The sequence below is a fragment of the Enterococcus pseudoavium NBRC 100491 genome (assembly GCF_001544295.1).
GTDB lineage: Bacteria > Bacillota > Bacilli > Lactobacillales > Enterococcaceae > Enterococcus_A > Enterococcus_A pseudoavium.
Genome location: NZ_BCQF01000005.1, coordinates 1 through 21,743, shown reverse-complemented (window position 1 = coordinate 21,743; position 21,743 = coordinate 1). Strand labels below are relative to the sequence as shown.

Annotated in this window: 19 protein-coding genes; 18 read left to right on the top strand and 1 reads right to left on the bottom strand. The window is 40.6% G+C overall.

The genetic code is table 11. The features are described 5' to 3' along the window. The first annotated feature begins 77 nt into the window (after window positions 1–77). From pyrH to EP1_RS03600, 17 genes are all read left to right on the top strand, one after another. Window positions 78–800 (top strand): UMP kinase, encoded by a 723-nt coding sequence (pyrH, locus tag EP1_RS03680; protein ID WP_010746061.1) that lies wholly within the window; start codon window positions 78–80, stop codon window positions 798–800. Between the two features lies 1 nt (window position 801). Beyond that, entirely contained in the window at window positions 802–1,359 is a 558-nt protein-coding gene (frr, locus tag EP1_RS03675; protein ID WP_067623603.1) for a ribosome recycling factor, read from the top strand. A 187-nt stretch (window positions 1,360–1,546) separates the two neighbouring features. Further along, window positions 1,547–2,350 carry an undecaprenyl pyrophosphate synthase gene (gene uppS / locus EP1_RS03670; RefSeq protein ID WP_067623600.1) on the top strand — a complete coding sequence of 268 codons (804 nt, stop codon included), beginning with the start codon at window positions 1,547–1,549 and terminating at the stop codon, window positions 2,348–2,350. A 40-nt stretch (window positions 2,351–2,390) separates the two neighbouring features. After that, the gene (locus EP1_RS03665; RefSeq protein ID WP_067623596.1) at window positions 2,391–3,185 is read left to right on the top strand and encodes a phosphatidate cytidylyltransferase; all 795 of its coding nucleotides are present in this window, start codon (window positions 2,391–2,393) and stop codon (window positions 3,183–3,185) included. A gap of 177 nt (window positions 3,186–3,362) precedes the next feature. Continuing rightward, window positions 3,363–4,631 (top strand): RIP metalloprotease RseP, encoded by a 1,269-nt coding sequence (gene rseP, locus EP1_RS03660; protein ID WP_067623593.1) that lies wholly within the window; start codon window positions 3,363–3,365, stop codon window positions 4,629–4,631. A 98-nt stretch (window positions 4,632–4,729) separates the two neighbouring features. Next, entirely contained in the window at window positions 4,730–9,073 is a 4,344-nt protein-coding gene (locus tag EP1_RS03655; protein ID WP_067623589.1) for a PolC-type DNA polymerase III, read from the top strand. A 167-nt stretch (window positions 9,074–9,240) separates the two neighbouring features. Further along, window positions 9,241–9,714 (top strand): ribosome maturation factor RimP, encoded by a 474-nt coding sequence (gene rimP, locus EP1_RS03650; RefSeq protein ID WP_067623586.1) that lies wholly within the window; start codon window positions 9,241–9,243, stop codon window positions 9,712–9,714. Window positions 9,715–9,785: 71 nt separating this feature from the next. Continuing rightward, window positions 9,786–10,970, top strand: a complete 1,185-nt coding sequence (gene nusA / locus EP1_RS03645; RefSeq protein ID WP_067623583.1) for a transcription termination factor NusA — start codon at window positions 9,786–9,788, stop codon at window positions 10,968–10,970. An 18-nt stretch (window positions 10,971–10,988) separates the two neighbouring features. Next, the gene (gene rnpM, locus EP1_RS03640) at window positions 10,989–11,285 is read left to right on the top strand and encodes an RNase P modulator RnpM (protein ID WP_067623579.1); all 297 of its coding nucleotides are present in this window, start codon (window positions 10,989–10,991) and stop codon (window positions 11,283–11,285) included. Further along, window positions 11,278–11,580, top strand: coding sequence for a YlxQ-related RNA-binding protein (locus EP1_RS03635; RefSeq protein ID WP_067623575.1), 303 nt, complete (start codon window positions 11,278–11,280; stop codon window positions 11,578–11,580). Before rnpM ends, EP1_RS03635 begins: the two co-directional genes overlap by 8 nt. A 12-nt stretch (window positions 11,581–11,592) precedes the next feature. After that, window positions 11,593–14,196 carry a translation initiation factor IF-2 gene (infB, locus tag EP1_RS03630; RefSeq protein WP_067623572.1) on the top strand — a complete coding sequence of 868 codons (2,604 nt, stop codon included), beginning with the start codon at window positions 11,593–11,595 and terminating at the stop codon, window positions 14,194–14,196. A 78-nt stretch (window positions 14,197–14,274) separates the two neighbouring features. Further along, window positions 14,275–14,622 carry a 30S ribosome-binding factor RbfA gene (rbfA, locus tag EP1_RS03625; protein WP_067623569.1) on the top strand — a complete coding sequence of 116 codons (348 nt, stop codon included), beginning with the start codon at window positions 14,275–14,277 and terminating at the stop codon, window positions 14,620–14,622. Between the two features lie 275 nt (window positions 14,623–14,897). Next, complete coding sequence (locus tag EP1_RS03620; RefSeq protein ID WP_067623566.1) at window positions 14,898–15,188, top strand: hypothetical protein; 291 nt, start codon at window positions 14,898–14,900, stop codon at window positions 15,186–15,188. 4 nt (window positions 15,189–15,192) lie between these two features. Continuing rightward, window positions 15,193–17,268 carry a cation:proton antiporter gene (locus EP1_RS03615; protein ID WP_067623563.1) on the top strand — a complete coding sequence of 692 codons (2,076 nt, stop codon included), beginning with the start codon at window positions 15,193–15,195 and terminating at the stop codon, window positions 17,266–17,268. Between the two features lie 169 nt (window positions 17,269–17,437). After that, window positions 17,438–18,361: a tRNA pseudouridine(55) synthase TruB gene (truB, locus tag EP1_RS03610; protein ID WP_067623559.1), complete on the top strand. Its 924-nt coding sequence runs from the start codon at window positions 17,438–17,440 to the stop codon at window positions 18,359–18,361. Between the two features lie 3 nt (window positions 18,362–18,364). Beyond that, window positions 18,365–19,312 carry a riboflavin biosynthesis protein RibF gene (ribF, locus tag EP1_RS03605; RefSeq protein ID WP_067623556.1) on the top strand — a complete coding sequence of 316 codons (948 nt, stop codon included), beginning with the start codon at window positions 18,365–18,367 and terminating at the stop codon, window positions 19,310–19,312. Window positions 19,313–19,409: 97 nt separating this feature from the next. Beyond that, window positions 19,410–19,808 carry a GNAT family N-acetyltransferase gene (locus EP1_RS03600; protein ID WP_067623554.1) on the top strand — a complete coding sequence of 133 codons (399 nt, stop codon included), beginning with the start codon at window positions 19,410–19,412 and terminating at the stop codon, window positions 19,806–19,808. 32 nt (window positions 19,809–19,840) lie between these two features. On the opposite strand, the gene EP1_RS03595 is transcribed toward EP1_RS03600, so the two are convergent. Then, complete coding sequence (locus EP1_RS03595; protein WP_245630581.1) at window positions 19,841–20,239, bottom strand: hypothetical protein; 399 nt, start codon at window positions 20,237–20,239, stop codon at window positions 19,841–19,843. 331 nt (window positions 20,240–20,570) lie between these two features. Between EP1_RS03595 and EP1_RS03590 the strand changes: the two genes are divergently transcribed. Continuing rightward, entirely contained in the window at window positions 20,571–21,737 is a 1,167-nt protein-coding gene (locus tag EP1_RS03590; protein WP_067623552.1) for a pyridoxal phosphate-dependent aminotransferase, read from the top strand. The last annotated feature ends 6 nt before the right edge of the window (window positions 21,738–21,743 follow it).

Below are 21,743 nucleotides of genomic sequence, written 5' to 3'. Positions count from 1 at the left end.
CTAGTCTGAAATTTTTGACTGGCTTCAAAGACAGAGTGTGCTAAAATATCAGTAGAGTGACAGTGGAGGTATTTAAGATGAATGAACCAAAGTATAAACGCGTAGTATTGAAACTCAGTGGAGAAGCCTTAGCAGGCGATGAAAAATTTGGAATTAATCCACCCGTGATCTCAGAAATCGTAGAAGAGATTAAAGAAGTTCATGACTTAGGAATTGAAATGGCGATTATCGTCGGTGGCGGGAATATTTGGCGTGGTCAAATCGGTGCACAAATGGGCATGGAGCGGGCGCAAGCTGACTATATGGGAATGCTAGCGACTGTGATGAACGCCTTGGCTTTACAAGATGCCTTGGAAAATATTGATGTTCCAACACGGGTTCAAACATCAATCGAAATGCGTCAAATCGCTGAACCGTATATCCGTCGTAAAGCGGAACGGCACCTTGAAAAAGGCCGGATCGTGATTTTTGCCGGCGGAACTGGAAATCCATATTTCTCAACTGATACAACAGCGGCATTAAGAGCAGCAGAAGTCAATGCAGATGTGATCTTGATGGCGAAAAACAATGTTGATGGTGTTTATTCGGCTGATCCAAAACTTGATGAAAATGCAGTGAAATATGAAGAATTAACGCACTTAGACGTGATCGCTAAAGGTCTGCAAGTGATGGATTCGACTGCAAGTTCTTTAAGTATGGACAATGATATTCCACTTGTTGTCTTTAATTTGAATGAACCAGGAAATATTAAACGAGTTGTTCTTGGTGAAAACATCGGAACAACAGTAAGGGGGAAATAGTATGGCAGATGCAGTGATGAGTGCAACGACAGATAAAATGAAAAAAGCGCAAGAGGCCTTACAGCGTCAACTAGGTCAAATTCGTGCAGGGCGTGCAAACGCTAGTTTGTTAGACCGAATCAATGTTGATTATTACGGTGTTCCAACTCCAGTCAACCAAATGGCGTCAATCACGATTCCAGAAGCGCGGGTCTTAATGGTGACACCATTTGATAAAAGTATGATCAAAGATGTTGAAAAAGCGATCTTAGCCAGCGATATCGGCTTGAATCCAGCCAATGATGGCAATGTGATTCGCTTAGTGATTCCGCAATTAACGGAAGAACGCCGGAAAGAATTGGCAAAAGAAGTGAAAAAAGAATCTGAAGGGGCAAAAATCGCGGTTCGTAACATTCGCCGTGATGCAATGGATGATTATAAAAAGCAACAAAAAAATGGCGATCTAACGGAAGATGATTTACGCGATCTTGAAAAAGATATCCAAGCTTTAACTGATGAAAATATTAAAGCAATTGATCAAATCGTGGCTGAAAAAGAAAAAGAATTATTAGAAGTATAATTTTCGCTGAACCTGAAGAGCACTCTTCAGGTTCTTTCTTTTTTTTAAGCAGTTAACGGCTAAGAATTGCTTGAAAAAGCCTAAAGGAATTGATTTTTCATAGGAATAACCGGATTTTATTGTTATAATGGCAAATGACTTTGCAAAATATTTTCTTATTTTGTTAACTTGATAGAGGAGGGAAAACATGGTTTTACGTTTTTTTCCACAAAAAGAGAAATACACGCCTGAAGAATCGGCCTTTGTTTTTGATCCGGAAGGGGCGGTGCCTAAACACATCGCCATCATCATGGATGGAAATGGTCGTTGGGCTCAAAACCGGCGTCTGCCAAGAATTGCTGGACACAAAGAAGGAATGGAAACAGTCAAAAAAATCACTAAACATGCCAATCGTCTAGGCGTGAAGGTTCTGACGCTCTATGCTTTTTCAACGGAGAATTGGAAGCGGCCAGAAGAAGAGGTCAATTTCTTAATGCAGTTACCAGTAGATTTCTTTGATACGTTTGTGCCGGAACTAATTGAAGAAAATGTGCGTGTCCACGTTATGGGTTATGAAGAATATTTACCTGCTCATACGCAAGATGCCGTGAAACGGGCAATTGAGCAAACTGCGCAAAATGATGGCTTGGTCTTGAACTTTGCTTTGAACTATGGCAGTCGGGCAGAAATCATCACGGCGATCAAACAAATGGCCCAAGAAGTTAAAGACGATCAACTAGCGATTGAAGCGATCGATGATACGATTGTCGGTGATCATCTGATGACCGGCTTCTTGCCAGAAGACTTGCGTGATCCGGAATTGGTCGTACGAACTAGTGGCGAAGAAAGAATCAGCAACTTTTTGCTTTGGCAATTAGCCTATAGCGAATTGTACTTCACCAAAGCTTTGTGGCCGGATTTTGACGGAGCACATTTAGAAGCAGCGATTGCCTCGTTCCAGCAAAGAAATCGGCGTTTTGGTGGGTTGAGCAACGAAAGCGAGACTAAATAGATTTTCATGAAATATTTTAATTGAATTAGGAGGATTAGCTATGAGACAACGTGTGATTACCGCGGTTGTTGCTTTGGCGATTTTTATTCCGATCTTATATGTCGGGGGAATCGCTGTTGAACTAGCGGCAGCCGTGTTAGCGGGAATCGGGGTATATGAATTATTCCGCATGAAAGGGTTAGCGATTGTGAGTTTTGAAGGGGTTCTGTCGATTTTAGGGGCCGTTTTTCTCGTGCTACCAGCAGAACGTTGGATGCCTTTTCTAAGTGGCAGTAACAGTAACTTTTTACTCTTTTATTTAACAGTAATGATTATTTTAGGCTTCTCAGTCGTTTCAAAAAATACGTATACGATTGATGAGGCCGGATTTCCGGTGGTAGCCAGTCTGTATGTCGGTGTTGGGTTCCAAAATTTGGTGACTGCGCGGGCTGATGGTTTGGCAATTTTATTGTTTGCTTTCTTTGTTGTTTGGGCAACGGATATTGGTGCTTATATGGTCGGACGACAAATCGGCAAGCACAAGCTTTGGCCTGAAATTTCACCTAATAAAACAATTGAAGGGGCGCTTGGCGGGATTGTCAGTGCGGTGGTCGTCGCCGTGGTCTTCTATTTAGTTCAACCGCAAGTCTTTTCACACAATCTAGTGACGATGATTATCTTTACGATTATTTTCTCTGTGGTAGGACAATTTGGTGATTTGGTTGAATCAGCGATCAAACGCCATTACGATGTGAAGGATTCAGGGAAGATCTTACCTGGACATGGCGGTATTTTGGACCGCTTTGACAGTATGCTGTTTGTCTTTCCAATGATGCATTTATTAGGAGTCTTTTAAAAAGAGCGGGAACGCTCTTTTTTTGACTAAAAGGCTAGCTCTGATTGCTGAATCGAAATTTTTAATGTCTATTCAGTCCCCTTTTTTTAAATTTTCTCTGAAATGTTTAGGAAAAGAATCGCTTTTTGCGAGACTGTGATAAACTAACTCTAAGAAACTAGTGAAGGTAGGAAAATTATGCGTACGATTATTACGTTTTTAATCGTTTTTGGTGTACTTGTGATTGTGCATGAATTCGGACATTTTTTCTTTGCAAAACGGGCAGGAATCTTAGTTCGTGAGTTCTCAATCGGGATGGGACCAAAACTGATTGCACATATGGCAAAAGATGGAACAACTTATACTTTGCGTTTATTACCAATTGGCGGGTATGTACGGATGGCTGGTTTAGAGGAAGAAGAAACCGAGTTGAGTCCTGGGACGCCGTTATCGGTTGAACTGACCGCTGAAAATAAAGTAAAGCGCATCAATATTAGTAAAAAGATTCAATTACCCAATAGCATCCCCTTGGAATTAATTTCAGCCGATTTAGTCGATGATTTGACGATTAGAGGCTATCTAAATGGGGATGAAAGTCAAGAAACCAGTTACCAGGTGGAACACGATGCCACCGTGATTGAAGAAAATGGCACGGAAGTCCGAATCGCTCCGCGGGATGTTCAATTTCAATCTGCGAACTTAGGTTCACGTATCTTGACGAATTTTGCAGGTCCGCTGAATAATTTTATTTTGACGATTCTTTTGTTTATTGCCTTAGCGTTTATGCAAGGTGGGGTAGCTGATTATAATACAAATCAAATCGGTTCAGTCCAAGCAGATAGTCCGGCAGCCGCTGCCGGCATGAAGAGTCATGATTCGATTGTTTCCGTTGACGGCAAAAAAATTCAGTCGTGGGATGACCTGACGAGTACAGTCACTAAAAAGCCTGGGAAAGAATTAACTGTTGTCATCGAACAAGATGGAAAACAAAAAACAGTCGAGATGACCCCTAAAACAATTGATAGCAATGGTGAAAAAATCGGGCAGATCGGTGTATCGCCGTATATGAAAACTGGTTTTGTTGATAAGATTATCGGTGGGCTGACTCAATCATGGGAAATTACCAAGAATATCTTTAGTACGTTAGGTTCGCTGTTTAGCGGATTTAGTCTGGATAAATTAGGTGGCCCGGTTATGATGTATCAAATGTCGTCGGAAGCCTCCAAAGCAGGGATTACCACAGTCATTTATTTGATGGCCGTTCTTTCTGTCAACCTAGGGATTGTCAACTTATTGCCGATCCCAGCGTTTGATGGTGGTAAGATTGTCTTGAATCTAATCGAAGGAATTCGCGGCAAACCGCTGGATCCTGAAAAAGAAGGCATGATTACGATGATTGGTTTTGGTTTCATCATGCTTTTGATGATTTTAGTCACGTGGAACGACATCCAGCGTTTCTTCTTTTAAATGAAAGGATCGAAATTTTTTCGATCCTTTTTCTAATGCAATCATAAAAAAAAACAGGTATACTGGATCATACTTGAAAAAGTGAAGGAGATGTCATTTTGTCTAAAAATCGTGAGTTATTCGAAAATTTATTACGACAAATTGAATTAGCTGAGACGGAGCAACAACACCCTTTGATTCAAGCAGCAGAGATCAGAGAAGTGATTGTTCATGAAAAATCGCGAGTGTGGGAATTCTTCATTCAAACACCGGAAATTTTACCGGCTAAATTATTTTATGCGTTTCATCAGAAGCTGCAACTCGCATTCAACACGATTGCCAACGTGAAATTACATATTGCGCCAGAAAATAATCAATTCGATGAAACATTGTTGCAAAACTACTGGCAGCTAGCCTTGAGTGAACAAGATTGTGATACGCCGCTAGTTAAACAAGTTTTAAGCAAAACATTGCCAACGATTCAAGACAAATGGATCATTTTATTGATTGATAATGAATCGGTCATTCCATTTTTGAAGCAGCAATACCTGCCTTTAATCGAAGATAATTTAGTTTCTTATGGTTTTCCCCATTTGCGGATTGATCCGGAAGTGGATAAAGAACAAGCAGATAAAAAGTTACAGGAGTTTGAAGTTCGTAAACAGGAGCAAGCGCAAGCGATGCAAGAACAAGCAGCCGCTAGTTTAGCGCAATACGAATCGAAGAAAAAAGAAAAGAAAGAACATGCTGCTCAGATTGATGGTCCCATCCAAATGGGGCGTAATATTCCAGCGGATGAAGCAATTACACCGATGGGCAATATCATTGAAGAAGAGCGCCGGATTACGATCGAGGGCTTCATTTTTGATAAGGAAGTCCGTGAGCTGCGTTCTAAACGGAAGATTTTGATTATAAAAATGACCGATTATACTTCCTCTTTTGTCGTGAAGAAATTTTCGAATGGCGAGAAGGATGAAGCGATCTTTGATGCCATCTCGGTCAACAGCTGGATTCGTGTTCGCGGAAGTGTGCAAGAAGATACTTTCATGCGTGATTTAGTGATGAATGCGCAAGATATTCAGGAAGTAAAACATCCTGCGCGGCAAGATACAGCGACTGAAAAACGTTCTGAATTACATTTGCATACGAATATGAGCACGATGGATGCAATCAATAGTGCAAGTGATTTGGTGGCCCAAGCTGGCAAATGGGGACATAAAGCGATTGCCATTACAGATCACGGTGGGGCACAATCATTCCCAGAAGCACATGCGGCTGGGAAGAAAGCCGGGGTAAAAATCTTATACGGGGTTGAAGCCAATGTAGTTTCTGACGGTGTTCCGATTGCTTATAATGATGCCCACGAATCACTAACTGACGCTACCTACGTGGTGTTTGACGTGGAAACCACTGGATTATCAGCAGTTTACGATACGATTATTGAGTTAGCGGCTGTTAAAATGCACAAGGGGAATGTGGTTGAGACCTTTGAAGAATTTATCGATCCTGGTCATCCCTTGTCAGAGACCACGATTAATTTGACTGGTATCACCGATGAAATGGTTCGCGGTTCAAAGCCGGAAAAAGAAGTCATGGAACTGTTTGAAAAATTTTGTGAAGGCTCGATTCTGGTGGCCCACAATGCCACTTTTGATATTGGTTTTATCAATACGACCTACGTGCGTCATGACATGCCGGAAACGCCGAATCCTGTCATCGATACACTGGAATTGGCGCGGTTCTTATATCCTGAATTCAAACGCTTTGGCTTAGGTGTGTTGACGAAGAAATTTGGTGTCAATTTAGAACAGCATCACCGGGCGGTCTATGATGCAGAAGCAACTGGGCATTTGGCTTGGATTTTTGTCAAAGAAGCGATGGAAAAACACGAGATGCATTATCATGATCAATTAAACGATCATGTTGGCGAAGGGGATTCATATAAACGGGCGCGACCTTTTCATGCTACGATTTTAGCAAAAAATCAGGCAGGGTTAAAAGACTTGTTTAAATTGATCTCGATGTCTAATATCGAATACTTTGAACGGGTTCCACGGATTCCGCGCTCACAGTTAAGCAAGATGCGGGAAAATCTTTTGATTGGTTCAGCCTGCTCGCAAGGCGAAATCTTTGAAGCGATGATGCAAAAAGGCGTGGAAGAAGCCAAAAATCGCGCTGCGTTTTATGATTATATTGAAGTGATGCCTAAGGCTGTCTATGCACCCTTGATCGAACAAGAATTAGTTAAAAATGAGGGCGATCTAGAAGATATTTTGCGCAATTTGATTCAAATCGGAAAAGATTTGAATAAGACAGTAGTAGCTACGGGGGATGTTCACTATTTGAATAAGGAAGATGCGATTTATCGCAAAATCCTGATTAGTTCAATGGGAGGCGCTAATCCGCTGAACCGCCACAGTTTGCCAGACGTACATTTTCGGACGACTGATGAAATGTTGCAGGCCTTTAGTTTCTTAGGGCCAGAGCTGGCAAAAGAAATCGTTGTGGATGGTCCAAACACGATCGTCGAGACTTGTGAAGAAATTATTCCAGTCAAAGATGAGCTGTACACGCCAAAAATTCCTGGTTCAGAAGAAGAGATTAAAGAACTAAGTTACAATCGTGCGCGTGAACTTTATGGTGATCCGCTACCAGAAATCATTGAGAAGCGGTTGGAAAAAGAATTAACATCGATTATCGGCAATGGGTTCTCAGTAATTTATTTGATCGCTCAAAAATTGGTGCATAAAAGTAATGCGGATGGATATTTAGTTGGTTCTCGGGGGTCGGTAGGCTCAAGCTTTGTCGCTACGATGACGGGGATCACGGAAGTCAATCCTTTACCACCACATTATTATTGTCCTGAATGCCAGTATTCGGAATTTTTTGAAGATGGCTCTTACGGTTCAGGCTTTGATATGCCAGAAAAAGCTTGTCCCAAATGTGGCGCTCGCTTAAATAAAGATGGTCATGATATTCCTTTTGAAACTTTCTTAGGCTTCCATGGAGACAAAGTTCCCGATATTGATTTGAACTTCTCAGGAGATTATCAAGCCGAAGCCCACAATTATACAAAAGTATTGTTTGGTGAAGAATATGTCTATCGTGCCGGAACGATTGGTACGGTGGCTGATAAAACAGCTTATGGTTTTGTAAAAGGCTATGAACGAGATCATAATCTGCATTTTCGTAACGCTGAAGTCGATCGGTTAGCAAAGGGGGCGACTGGCGTTAAACGAACGACGGGTCAGCACCCGGGTGGGATTATTGTTATTCCGGATTATATGGATGTTTATGACTTCACACCGATCCAATACCCGGCAGACGATCAAAATTCTGAATGGAAAACGACCCACTTTGATTTTCACTCGATTCATGACAATGTCTTAAAACTGGATATCCTAGGACACGATGATCCAACCGTGATTCGGATGTTGCAAGAATTATCCGGAATTGATCCAGTGACGATCCCGACCGACGATCCAGAAGTAATGAAAATTTTTGCGGGGCCACAAGTCTTGAATGTGGAACCGGAACAGATTTATTCTAAAACTGGAACATTAGGGATTCCGGAGTTTGGGACCCGTTTTGTGCGAGGGATGCTTGAAGAGACCCATCCCACGACATTTGCGGAATTACTGCAGATTTCTGGTTTATCCCACGGGACCGATGTATGGTTAGGAAACGCTGAAGAATTAATCAGTCGCGGTGAAGCAAACTTAGCGGAAGTGATTGGTTGTCGAGATGACATCATGGTTTATTTGATCCATGCTGGGCTTGATAGCGGGATGGCTTTCAAAATAATGGAGACGGTTCGTAAAGGTCAATGGAATAAAATCGATGAAGAGCTGCGAAATACTTATTTATCAGCGATGAAAGAAAATAATGTGCCGGATTGGTACATTGAATCTTGTTCTAAAATCAAGTACATGTTCCCGAAAGCCCATGCGGCGGCCTATGTTTTGATGGCTTTGCGGGTGGCTTACTTTAAAGTTTATTTCCCAATTCTTTATTATTGTGCGTACTTTTCTGTGCGGGCTGACGACTTTGACTTGGTTGCGATGGCTAAAGGCAAGGATGCTGTTAAAGCTTCGATGAAAGCTATCACCGATAAGGGAATGGATGCTTCTACCAAAGAAAAAAACCAATTGACGGTATTAGAATTGTGTAATGAGATGCTGGAACGAGGCTTCCACTTTGGCATGATTGATTTATACAAATCGGATGCTCACGATTTTGTGATTGATGGCGATACCTTGATCGCACCATTCCGTGCAGTTCCCGGGCTTGGTCTAAACGTGGCAAAACAAATCGTTGAAGCCCGTAAAAACGGCATCTTTTTATCGAAGGAAGATCTGGCTTCCCGGGGGAAAGTATCTAAAACATTGATTGAGTACATGGATACTCATGGTGTCTTGAAAGATTTACCTGATGAAAACCAACTTTCACTCTTTGATATGTAAAGAAAAAGATAAATTCAAGCTTAAAATGAAAAATATTTCTACTATGAAAATGGCAAGCTTGAATTTTCAATTAATTTATGCTAATATAACAAAGTAATCATATGACTGATGGTGAGTGAGCGGATTTTTCGCTCACTCTTTTTAATGGAATAAAGGAGGCTGACAGTTTGAGTAGTGTAGTCGAAACAGTGACTGACTTAGTAACCCCGATTTTGGACGAACAAAATTTTGAGTTGGTCGAAGTCGAATTTGTCAAAGAAGGGAAAAGCTGGTTTTTAAGAGTATTTATCGATAAAGAAGGCGGCATCGATATTGAAGAATGCGCCTTTGTGAGCGAGCAGCTTAGCGATAAATTGGATTCGATCGATCCAGATCCGATTCCACAAGCATATTTTCTTGAGGTTTCTTCACCAGGGGCCGAACGTCCATTGAAAAAAGAAGAAGATTACCAAAAAGCGATCGGACAATATATCAATGTTTCGCTTTATCAAAATATTGATGGTGAAAAACAGTATCAAGGCTTTTTAAAAGAGCTAACTGAAGATGAACTAACATTGACAGTTAAAATCAAAACGCGTACCAAAGACATGGTCTTTGAGCGTAAAAATATTGCAAAAGCTCGCTTTGCGATAGAATTTTAAGCGATCGCTTACGTCTTATTATACAAAACAAAAATTTTCTATGAAAATTGATTCTTGGGAGGAAAGTTAAAATGAGTAAAGAAATGCTGAATGCGCTGGATACTCTAGAAGCAGAAAAAGGTATTTCGAAAGAAATCGTGATTGACGCGTTGGAGGCGGCTTTAGTTTCTGCCTACAAACGTCATTATGGTCAATCTCAAAACGTTGAAGTTGAATTCAATGAAAAAAAAGGTGATATCCATGTTTATGCCGTGAAAGAAGTAACAGAAGAAGTCATGGATTCGCAATTAGAAGTTTCATTGAAGGATGCAATGGAGATCAATCCAGCATATGAAATTGGTGACACGATCCGTTTTGAAGTGACACCAAAAGATTTTGGTCGAATTGCAGCTCAAACGGCGAAACAAGTCATTTTGCAACGTGTTCGTGAAGCAGAACGCAGTATCATTTATAATGAGTACAGCGCTTATGAAAAAGACATCATGCAAGGTGTGGTTGAACGTCAAGATAATCGTTACATCTATGTTAACTTAGGCAAGATCGAAGCGGTTCTTTCAAAACAAGACCAAATGCCTAACGAGCATTACAAACCGCATGATCGGATCAAAGTTTACGTTTCTCGCGTGGAAAATACGTCAAAGGGCCCACAAGTTTTTGTAAGCCGGAGCCATCCAGATTTATTGCGTCGCTTATTTGAACAAGAAATCCCTGAAGTCTATGACGGAATCGTTGAGATTGTCAGCATTGCTCGTGAAGCAGGTGATCGTGCTAAAGTAGCGGTTCGTTCGACTGATCCGAACATCGATCCAGTTGGAACTTGTGTTGGTCCTAAAGGGCAACGGGTTCAAGCGATTGTTAATGAATTAAAAGGCGAAAATATGGATATTGTGGAATGGAACGAAGATCCAGCGGTCTTTATCGCAAACTCGTTGAATCCAGCCCAAGTTGAGGATGTCATTTTTGATATCAACAATCCAAAAGTTTGTACCGTCGTTGTTCCAGATTATCAATTATCGCTAGCGATTGGTAAACGAGGACAAAACGCACGCTTAGCCGCTAAACTTACCGCCCACAAAATCGACATCAAATCTGAATCTGATATGGAAGAGTTTTATGCCAATTATGACGAAGCAGAAGTGGAAGAATTGGAATCAGTGACAACTGAGATTGAAGACCAAGAAGATACAAGCGATGTGGAAGAAACGACAACCGTCGTAACAGATGAAATTCAAGATGTTGCTTCTGAAGAAGAATAAACAATGGGAGGACAGCAAATGAAAAAAAGAAAAGTTCCTTTGCGTAAATCGGTCGTTTCCGGTGAAATGTTCCCAAAAAAAGATTTAATTCGAATCGCTAAGTCTAAAGAAGGCGAAGTTTCACTTGATCCTTCTGGTAAAAAGCCTGGGCGTGGTGCCTATGTTGCGTTAGATCCGGAAGAAGTTGAAACGGCTTGGAAGAAACGCATTTTAGACCGTACTTTAGGTATTGAATTAAGTGATGAATTTTATCAAGAACTACTTGATTATGTGAAACACCAAAAAGCCAGAAAAGAGCTCTTTGGCAATGAATAAGCAGAAGGCCTTGGACATGTTAGGCCTAGCAATGCGTGCAGGCAAACTGATCACAGGAGAAGAATTGACGATCAATGAGATTCGCAAACAAACGGCGAAACTCGTAATTGTTACTTCGGATGCGAGTGGTAATACACAGAAAAAGGTATCAGACAAAAGTAACTACTATCAGACGACATGTATTGTCGAATTTACGCAAGGAGAAATTTTTGATGCGATTGGCAAACCTCGAAAAGTTATCGGGATTTTAGACCAAGGATTCGCCAATAAAATCATGTCGTTAATAACAGGTTAGGAAGGTGATTGCATGGGAAATAAAAGAGTATATGAATTTGCCAAAGAAATGAATCAGTCTAGTAAGGATGTCGTTGAGAAAGCACACGCTTTAGGGATTGATGTGAAAAATCACATGGGTTCATTGTCTGGAGATGATGAGACGAAACTGAAACAAGCATTTTCTAGCAAGCCAAAAACAAATACTCAAGCAAAACCATCAGCTAACCAGCACGAAAAAACAAAATTCCATGGAAAGAGCTCTAAGAACAACCCAAATTTCCAGAATAGAAAAGGAAATAAAGACTTGACACAAAATAATAGACAGAACAACTCAGCGAACGATAATCGTTCAAACCAAGGACAAAATCGTCCAAAACAAGGGAACACAAATAATAGCCAACGTCCAGCGCAAAGCAATAGCAACAATGCGCAACGTCAAAATCAAGGTCAACGCCCAGCGCAAAGCAATAACAACAATGCGCAACGTCCAAACCAAGGTCAACGTCCAGCGCAAAGCAATAACAACAATGCGCAACGTCCAAACCAAGGTCAACGCCCAGCGCAAAGTAGTAACAACAATGCGCAACGTCCAAATCAAGGTCAACGCCCAGCGCAAAGTAGTAACAACAATGCGCAACGTCCAAACCAAGGTCAACGTCCGGCACAAAGTAATAGCAACAATGCACAACGTTCAAATCAAGGCGGGTCAAATCAAACAAGTAATCAAAACCGCAATAAAAATTATGGTAACCAAAATCGTAACAATAGCTTTGGCGGCCAAAATCGCAATAAAAATAAATTCAATAAAAAAGGTAAGAAGGGGAGACAACAGCAAAGCAATAAACCAGCTGTCCCACCACGTAAATTCCGTGAATTACCTGAAGTATTAGAATATACAGAAGGCATGAACGTAGCCGATATTGCTAAGAAGATTCATCGCGAGCCAGCTGAAATCATCAAAAAATTATTCATGATGGGCGTCATGGTCAACCAAAACCAACCATTAGACAAAGATACGATTGAATTATTAGCCACAGATTATGGCATTGAACCACAAGAAAAAGTTCAAATTGATATTGCTGATATCGACCGGTTCTTTGATACGGAAGAAGTCAATGAAGAAAACTTAGTTTCTCGTCCACCAGTTGTTACCATCATGGGTCACGTTGACCATGGGAAAACAACTTTACTAGATACTTTGCGTCATTCACGAGTAACTAGTGGAGAAGCTGGGGGAATTACACAGCATATTGGTGCCTACCAAATCGATATTGCCGGCAAACCAATTACCTTCTTAGATACCCCTGGGCACGCGGCCTTTACAAGCATGCGAGCTCGTGGAGCAAGTATCACTGATATCACAATCTTAGTTGTTGCGGCAGATGATGGCGTGATGCCACAAACGATTGAAGCGATCAATCACGCGAAAGCGGCGAAAGTGCCGATCATCGTAGCTGTGAATAAAATTGATAAACCTGGTGCTAACCCACAACATGTAATGCAAGAATTAAGCGAATATGAATTGATTCCTGAAGCTTGGGGTGGCGATACGATCTTTGTAGAAATCTCTGCGAAGTTCAACCAAAATATCGATGAACTATTAGAAATGATTCTTTTAGTCGCCGAAGTAGAAGACTTGAAAGCTGATCCAACACAACATGGTATCGGAACAGTCATCGAAGCCCGTTTAGACAAAGGAAAAGGTCCAGTTGCAACTTTATTAGTTCAACAAGGAACGATGCATGTCGGGGATCCAATCGTAGTCGGAAATACTTTCGGACGGGTCCGGGTTATGACCAATGATATCGGTCGCCGTGAAAAAACAGCTGGTCCTGCTACACCAGTAGAAATCACTGGATTGAACGATGTACCGCAAGCCGGGGATCGCTTTGCAACCTTTGATGATGAAAAAACAGCTCGTGCAGCTGGTGAAGAGCGCGCAAAACGGGCAGTGCTTGAACACCGTAATGCTAACGCTCGGGTAACATTGGATAACTTGTTCGAATCTCTTAAAGAGGGCGAACTAAAAGAAGTAAATGTAATCATCAAGGCGGACGTACAAGGTTCTGCCGAAGCCTTAGCAGCGTCATTAAATAAAATTGATGTAGAAGGCGTTCGCGTGAAGATCGTCCATTCAGCTGTAGGTGCTATCAACGAAAGCGATGTGACCTTAGCAGCAGCAAGTAATGCGATCATTATTGGATTTAACGTTCGTCCAACTCCGCAAGCCAAACAACAAGCAACAGCTGAGAAAGTAGATATCCGTCTCCACCGGATTATCTATAAAGCCATCGAAGAAATTGAAACAGCGATGAAAGGTATGCTTGATCCTGAATATGAAGAAAAAATCACTGGTCAAATGAGTGTTCGTGAAACGTATAAAGTTTCTAAGGTAGGAACAATCGCCGGCTGTTACGTGAACGAAGGTTCGATTCAACGGGATAGTGGCGTCCGGATTATCCGTGACGGAATCGTTATCTATGAAGGCAAACTTGCCAGCTTGAAACGTTTCAAAGATGATGTCAAAGAAGTTAAGATGGGCTTTGAATGTGGAGCAATGATCGAAAACTTTAATGATATCAAGGTTGATGATGTAATCGAAGGATTCGTTATGGAAGAAATCAAACCAAAATAAAAGCCAACTTCACTTCCGTTATGCGGGAGTGAAGAGTTTTTGGCTATTTAATTAGTTGTATAAAAGGAGGCAGTTGCTATGCCAAATTATCGCGATCGTCGTCTTGCGCAAGAAGTTTTAAAAGAGGTCAATGATATTTTACGGAAAAAGGTTCGCGATCCGCGGGTCCAAGAAGTAAATATCACCGATGTCCATGTTACTGGCGATTTGCAGCAAGCTACGATTTATTATAGTTTATTGTCTGAGAAAGCTTCAGACAAAGAAAAGGCGCAAGCTGGCTTGAATAAAGCGACAGGCTTAATTCGACGTGAACTAGGTCAAGCTTTATCAATCTATAAAACGCCAGAATTATTTTTTGAATTAGATGAATCCGTTGAATACGGTTCTAAGATTGATCAAATGATTCGTGATTTAAACAAAGAATAAATAGGTGAGTTATCAGGTCTGGGACAAGTAAATGTTCCAGACCTTTATTTGTGAGCTATTAATGTAGTTTTACTTTGGTGAAAGGTAAGGACACAAGAAAATTTCTGGGCTTATCAATCACCATAATGGGGATGAGAAATAAAATGCTAAGATTTACCCCTAAATCAGCTTTTGGCAGTGGTAAGTCGATTGCTTTTTTAGTCGAATCCTGTTACAGTGGATGCAGTTTGTATGTAATCCTTTTGCTGGATATTTTCAAGGAGGCAAAGTCTGAAATGACGACAGAATTTGAAGAACGGATGAAGGCGCTCCACAAAGAATTTGATAATTTGAGTCCGGAAGAACGCAAAGCCGTTAAGCAAAAAATAAAAAAAATCAATCTCTTAACATCGCGTAAATTAGAACGCATGAAACATGATTTGCTGCGAATGGAAACAAAACGTGCGCAGTTGTCATTAGATGGTCAGTCAAAAGAATTATCTGACTTAGAAGATCGGATCATTAGTAAGAAGAGAGAATTTTTAAAATTATTATGTAAAGCAAAAGAGAATTGTTCTAAGAGGTGATTGAATGGGCTTAGTTGAGATCATTATCATTTTGGCCATTGCTATTACCTTATCCAATGTTTTAGCAAAAGTTTTTCCATCTTTTCCCATTTTTATGATCCAAATCATCATTGGGATTATTTTAGGATTTACTGAAGTCGGTACGTCGATACGTTTTGAGCCGGAAGTTTTTTTAGTTATGATCATCGCGCCGTTACTGTTTCGTGAAGGCGAGACAGCTGATATCCCTTCGATTTTGAAACATTTCAGCTTGATTCTATTGCTGGCTTTTGGCGGGGTTATCTTTACGTTGTTTGGCTTAGGTTTAGTACTCCACAGTATTTTACCGGTGATTCCCCTTGCCGCATGTTTGGCATTTGGTGCTTCGTTAGGGCCGACCGATGCGGTGGCAGTTAGCTCACTGGCGAAACGCTTAAATATTCCAGAATCAGTGATGCACGTCTTAGAAGGTGAAGGTCTGATTAATGATGCCACGGGTGTCACCGCCTTTCAGTTTGCGGTGGCAGCTTTATTGACCGGACAGTTTTCGGTAGCCGATGCCTCGCTTTCCCTATTAGAATCTAGTATTGTCGGTGTGTTAGTCGGCTTAGGTGTTATTTGGATTAAAAACGAAGTCATAAAAATTATTGAACGTATTTCCGCGCAAGATGTTTCGGCCTATTTATTGATTGAGTTGATTCTGCCTTTTACGGCGTATTTTATTGCGGAATTGTTTCATGCTTCAGGAATTATCGCTGCGGTGGTCACTGGGGTTTTACAAGCCACAGGGTTTCGCCGTGTGACCTTATTTGAGGCACAATTATCAAGTGTAACCGAAAGTACTTGGAAAACAATCAGTTTTATGTTAAATGCCTTAGTGTTTATTTTCTTAGGGATTGAATTGTCGCAAGTCTTTTCTCCGGTTTGGAATAGTCGAACCTATTCTAATCTGCACTTGTTAGGGATCGTTCTATTATTGACCGCCTTGCTATTTGCCTTGCGCTTTTTGTTTGTTAGCGGCTATTATATTGTGACGCAAGGCTGGAAAAAAAGTCATGCACAATTAAGGGATCGCCTGCTGTTGACTTTCGGTGGGGTCAAAGGAACCGTCAGTATTGCGACAATTTTTATTTTACCAACAACAATTAATGGACTGGAATTTCCTGAACGTTCATTATTACTGTTTATCACCGCTTGTGTCACCTTTTTGACGTTGATTATCGGGATGATTCTTTTACCAGTGTTGGCTGAGGGCGAGGTTGTTCCACCGACCGATCCGAAGTTAATGCAAATCTTCCAAGAAGTAATCAGCGAGCTCTATGAAGATTTAGAGAACAAACAGCTCAGTGAAAAAGAACGCTTTGCACTACTGGCAGTGATTGCAAATTATCAAAGTCGGATCCAAACAATCTTCAACAATTCAATGCCAGAAAGCGCGCAACAAGAATTCCAAGAAATCCAAGCATTGATCATTTCTGTTGAACGAGATGGATTAGATGAAAGCTTTAGAAGACATCAGATCGATGCCGGGGCTTATCGTCTGTATTCACGCTTCATTTCGAATGTATCAGAATCAGTAACCAAGCAGGTGCTGTCATTGCTTAGTTTTTGGCTGATTTTTGTTCGCCGAATTATTCGGGTCATTCTGCATCCGAAGATGTTTTGGCAACGTCGCCAGAAGCGCAAGGAAACGGTAGATAATGAAGATATTTCTTCTCTTAGAAAAATCTTTGTCCGTAATAGTGAAGCCATCCTAGATAGTTTAGAAAACTTGCGGGATGTTTACGATGAAGAATTGATTGATTTTTTTGTTGATGAACGGAAAAATTTAATGAATCAAGTCAGTGGTCATGGCTTGTTTGGCACGTATTTGATTCAGCAAGATCCGCAATATGCCAAAGAGTTGATTCGCGGCTTCTATTTAGAAAGAAAGACGATCGATGAATATGAGGTGAAGGGTGATATCTCGAACTTTGCGGCGAACAATTATCGCCATCAAGTCAATCAGCTAGAGTCTTATGCAATGCGGCCATCGACGGAGCCTAGTATTACTTTCGCACTGAATCGTCAGCGAAAAAAGAAAAAGCAGCAAAAAAAATAAGCTTGAAAAGAGACTGTCAAAAGGCTAGTCTCTTTTTTGTGTCGATGATGATCTAGCACTGATTGACGGATCATAAATCATTGATTGAAGTAAAAGCTGTCTTGCCAATTCCTAGAGCAGCTATGCTATAATGGGAACGTTGATTATAAAAAGAAATGAGGAAACAGCGATGGACGGTATTTTACCGTTATGGAAAGAGCGCGGTATGACGAGTCATGACTGTGTCTTTAAACTAAGAAAAATATTACAGACTAAGAAAGTTGGTCATGGTGGAACCTTAGATCCCGATGTCGATGGTGTACTACCAATCTGTATTGGTAAAGGAACCAAAGTGATTGAATATTTACAAGATAGCGGAAAAATTTACGAAGGTGAGATTACGCTAGGATTTTCCACCACCACGGAAGATCGTAGCGGTGAAGTTGTCGCAGAAAAAGCGGTGGAAAAGCCTTTGACCGATACTGAAATTGATCAAATGATGGCAAGTTTTGTCGGGAAAATCACTCAAGTCTCACCAATGTATTCTGCGGTTAAAGTAAATGGCAAGCGCTTATACGAATATGCGCGAGCAGGCAAAACGGTTGAACGCCCCAAGCGTGAAGCAATCATCGAAAGCTTCCAGCGAACAACGACTCCAGTTTATGATGAAATTCAAAAAACTCAGAGTTGGCGCTTTCAAGTGACTTGTGGGAAAGGAACTTACGTCCGAACATTAGCAGTAGATCTAGGGGCTAAGCTGGGTTATCCTGCGCATATGTCAGATTTGACACGGTTGGCTAGTGGGGGTTTTTCAGTTGGACAAGCTGTAACCTTAGCACAAGTTAGTGAATTGATGGAAGAAAAACAAATCGATCAAGTCTTGCAGCCGATCGAAGCAGCAATGAAGGAATTTCCTCGAATTGATTTAACCGATGCCGTTTGGCAAAAGGTAAAAAATGGTCAAGTCTTACCGCTGAGTACCTTTGGCTTAAAAGAAGCCCCAGAAAAGTTGATCGCTTTTTTCTATCAAAATCAATTAGTTAGTCTTTACGGGCTACATCCAGATAAAGCCGGTTTTTTGAAGCCTAGTAAAGTCATTCGAAATGAGGTATAACAGATGGAGATTATCAAATTACGTCATCCTTATCAGCCAGCTGAAATTCCCACCGATGATGTTGTATTAGTGTTAGGCTTTTTTGACGGTGTTCATCGGGGACATCAAGAAGTGATTAACACCGGGAAAAAAATCGCGCAAGAAAAACATTTGAAGTTGGCAGTAATGACTTTTAATCAGCACCCTGCAGTGGTTTTTCAGCAAATTCAAAGCAAACCGATCCAATATCTTTCTACATTGAAACAAAAGGAAGAACGGATGAAAAAATTAGGGGTAGATCTATTATATGAAGTCGCGTTTACGTCGTCTTTTGCGTCTTTAGCACCACAGGCTTTTGTAGACCAATATATTGTTGGCCTGCATGCAAAAGTCGCCGTTTCAGGCTTTGATTACAATTTTGGCAAAGATCAAACAGCAGATGCAGCACATTTACCGGAGTATGCGCAAGAGCGCTTTGAGGTCGTGATGGTAGCTAAAAAAACCGAAGAACATGAGGATGAAAAAATCAGTTCTTCTCGGATTAGACGGTTATTATCAGAAGGTCGTTTGGAAGAAGCCAATCATCTATTAGGTTATATTTATGAAACCAGTGGCACTGTGATTCATGGCGAGGCTCGTGGTAGATTGTTAGGCTATCCGACCGCTAATATCCAAGTACCTGAGGATATGAAATTACCTAAAGAAGGTGTGTATGTAAATCAGATCAAAGTTGGAGATCGCTGGTATCCAGCGATGGGATCGATTGGACATAATGACACTTTCGGGACGAATCGGATGTTAACAGTAGAAATTAATATTTTAGATTTCAACCAAGAGATTTATGGTGAAAAAGTAAAGGTCCGCTGGTATCATATGCTACGGGGGCAAGTCGCTTTTGAATCAGCGGAAGACTTGATTAAACAGCTTAAATTAGATGAACAAGCTACGCGAGATTACTTTGATCGGCTATAAGACATTCAGTGATGAATGTCTTTTTTTGATGATGCATAATTTAAGGAAGTAGGGTTAGTAAACTTTGCTATTATAAAATCAGAAGGAGGCGTTTTTTATGAAACCAAGTTGGTGCATTCGGCCTTATAAAGCAGCCGACAGTGTTGCCTTATTTGTAATGATGGAAAAAGAAGCCGATTGGGATGACTATTGCTTGGGGGATGGGAGAGAAAAATATCAGTTGGCGTTACAAACTTCTCTAACTTACGTGCTTTTGGAGAATGACACTCTTTGTGGCTATATCCGTTGTCGTGAAGATGCTGGCTTTGGAATCTATGTTTATGATCTATTAGTCGATATCAATAGTCGTGGGAAGAACTATGGACGTTATCTGATGGAGCGAGTCAGTGCTGATTTTCCTGAACAAACGATCTACATATTAAGCGATGTAGATCCTTACTATGAAAAACAGGAGTATCAAAAAGAGGGATCAGTTTTTAGCATGCGTGCGCAGTAAATTTCGATGAGAAAAAAAGGCTGCAGAACTTTTTAACGTTCTGCAGCCTTTTTAGGTTGATTATTTTTTTCTTCCGACCCTTCTTTTTGCAGCACATAGCCCCAAAAAATTCCTGTTAACTGAGTAATCAGAAAAAGGGCGACTAAGGGAATCGCAGTTGTAAATGGGGATGAGGAATGGTATAGGCTGATTAAAGGGTTTTTAAAAATAATGAGTGAACAGCTTAAAATAATATTAATAAAATTACCTAATATTAGCAAAGTCAGTTGTTGGGTCACTTTAGCGTAAAAACCAATTGCGACCGTAAATACCAAAAATAGAAAGATTCCTGTAAGCGAATCAAAAAGATAATCGATTGCTAGTGTTAGGTGGACGTAAGGAATCAAATAGAAAATAAAAGGAATTAACTTGCCTTTTTTCTTAGTCATCATAGAAGACCTCCTGTAAAATGCTTCTATAGTTATTTTATGTTTAATAAATCGTCAATACAATGGAAAACGGAAAATAGAAAAGCATAATTAGGGTTATTTTATGCTGCTATCAACAAACCGTTATTTATTTAGAGTCAAATTATTTCCTGATTGAAACTTTTTCGAAAAAAGAGGGGCAGTTAAAAACTTAGTAAACTAAAAAAAAGTGTGATAACGATTAAATCAGTTGTAGAACCAATACTGGATTGAGTTAAATAGGGATTCCTCACGGAGAATTTTTTCTTTACTATCTGATGAATTGTGATAATATGATTAAAAATGGAGGGGTTATATGAATAAATTACAAGATCGCTTTAACAAAAATGTCTATGAAATCGCCGTCTCATTGATTCGTCAATTTGATGAAAAAGTCTCTGGTATTCCTAATATGTTGAAATTAACATTAGGTGAACCAGATTTTAATACCCCTGAGCATGTCAAAGAAGCCGGGAAGCAAGCGATTAGGGATAATTTTAGCCACTATACAGGTATGGCCGGCCTGCTTGATGTACGTGAAGCAGCCAGTCGTTTTTTATCTGAAAAATATACGGTCAATTATCAGCCGACCACTGAAGTTTTGGTGACTGTCGGAGCAACAGAAGCACTATCGGCTAGTTTATTAGCCATTTTAGAAGAGGGCGATAAAGTATTACTGCCGGCACCGACTTATCCAGGTTATGAGCCGTTAATCTTATTAGCAGGAGCCGAACCGGTATATATTGATACACGAGCAACCGGCTTTGTTTTGACACCGGAGCAGATTGATCAAGCGATGGCTGAGCATGGGGAAAAAGTCAAAGCAATCATCATTACATCACCATCAAATCCTACGGGGGTTGCTTACAATGAGAAAGAGGTAGCAGATTTAAGTGAGACCTTGAAAAAATATCCAATTTTTGTGCTCAGTGATGAAATTTATAGTGAATTAAATTATGAAACAAAGCACGTTTCTTTCGGAAAATACTTACGAGAACAGACGATTGTGATTAACGGTCTGTCAAAATCACATGCAATGACCGGTTGGCGGATTGGCTTTATTTTTGCACCAGCTGAATTGGTGGAGCAAATCATCAAAGTCCATCAATATTTGGTGACCGCCGCATCGACGATTTCGCAAAAGGCTGCTGTTCGAGCATTAGTACAGGGAATTTCAGATGCAGAAGTGATGCGGGAAGAATATCGAGAACGTCGTGACTTTGTCTACCAAGCGATGACAGACTTAGGCTTTGAAGTCGCACGACCTTCAGGGGCATTTTATATCTTTGCTAAGATTCCAGATAATCAGGAGCAAGATTCAATGGCCTTTTGTATTGACTTAGCTGAGAAAAATCAGTTAGCCTTGATTCCGGGGATTGCTTTTGGACCAGAAGGGGAAGGCTATGTTCGAATCAGCTATGCTGCTTCAATGGAAAATCTGGTGGAAGCGATGAAACGCTTAACCGACTATCTAGGAAAATAATAAAAA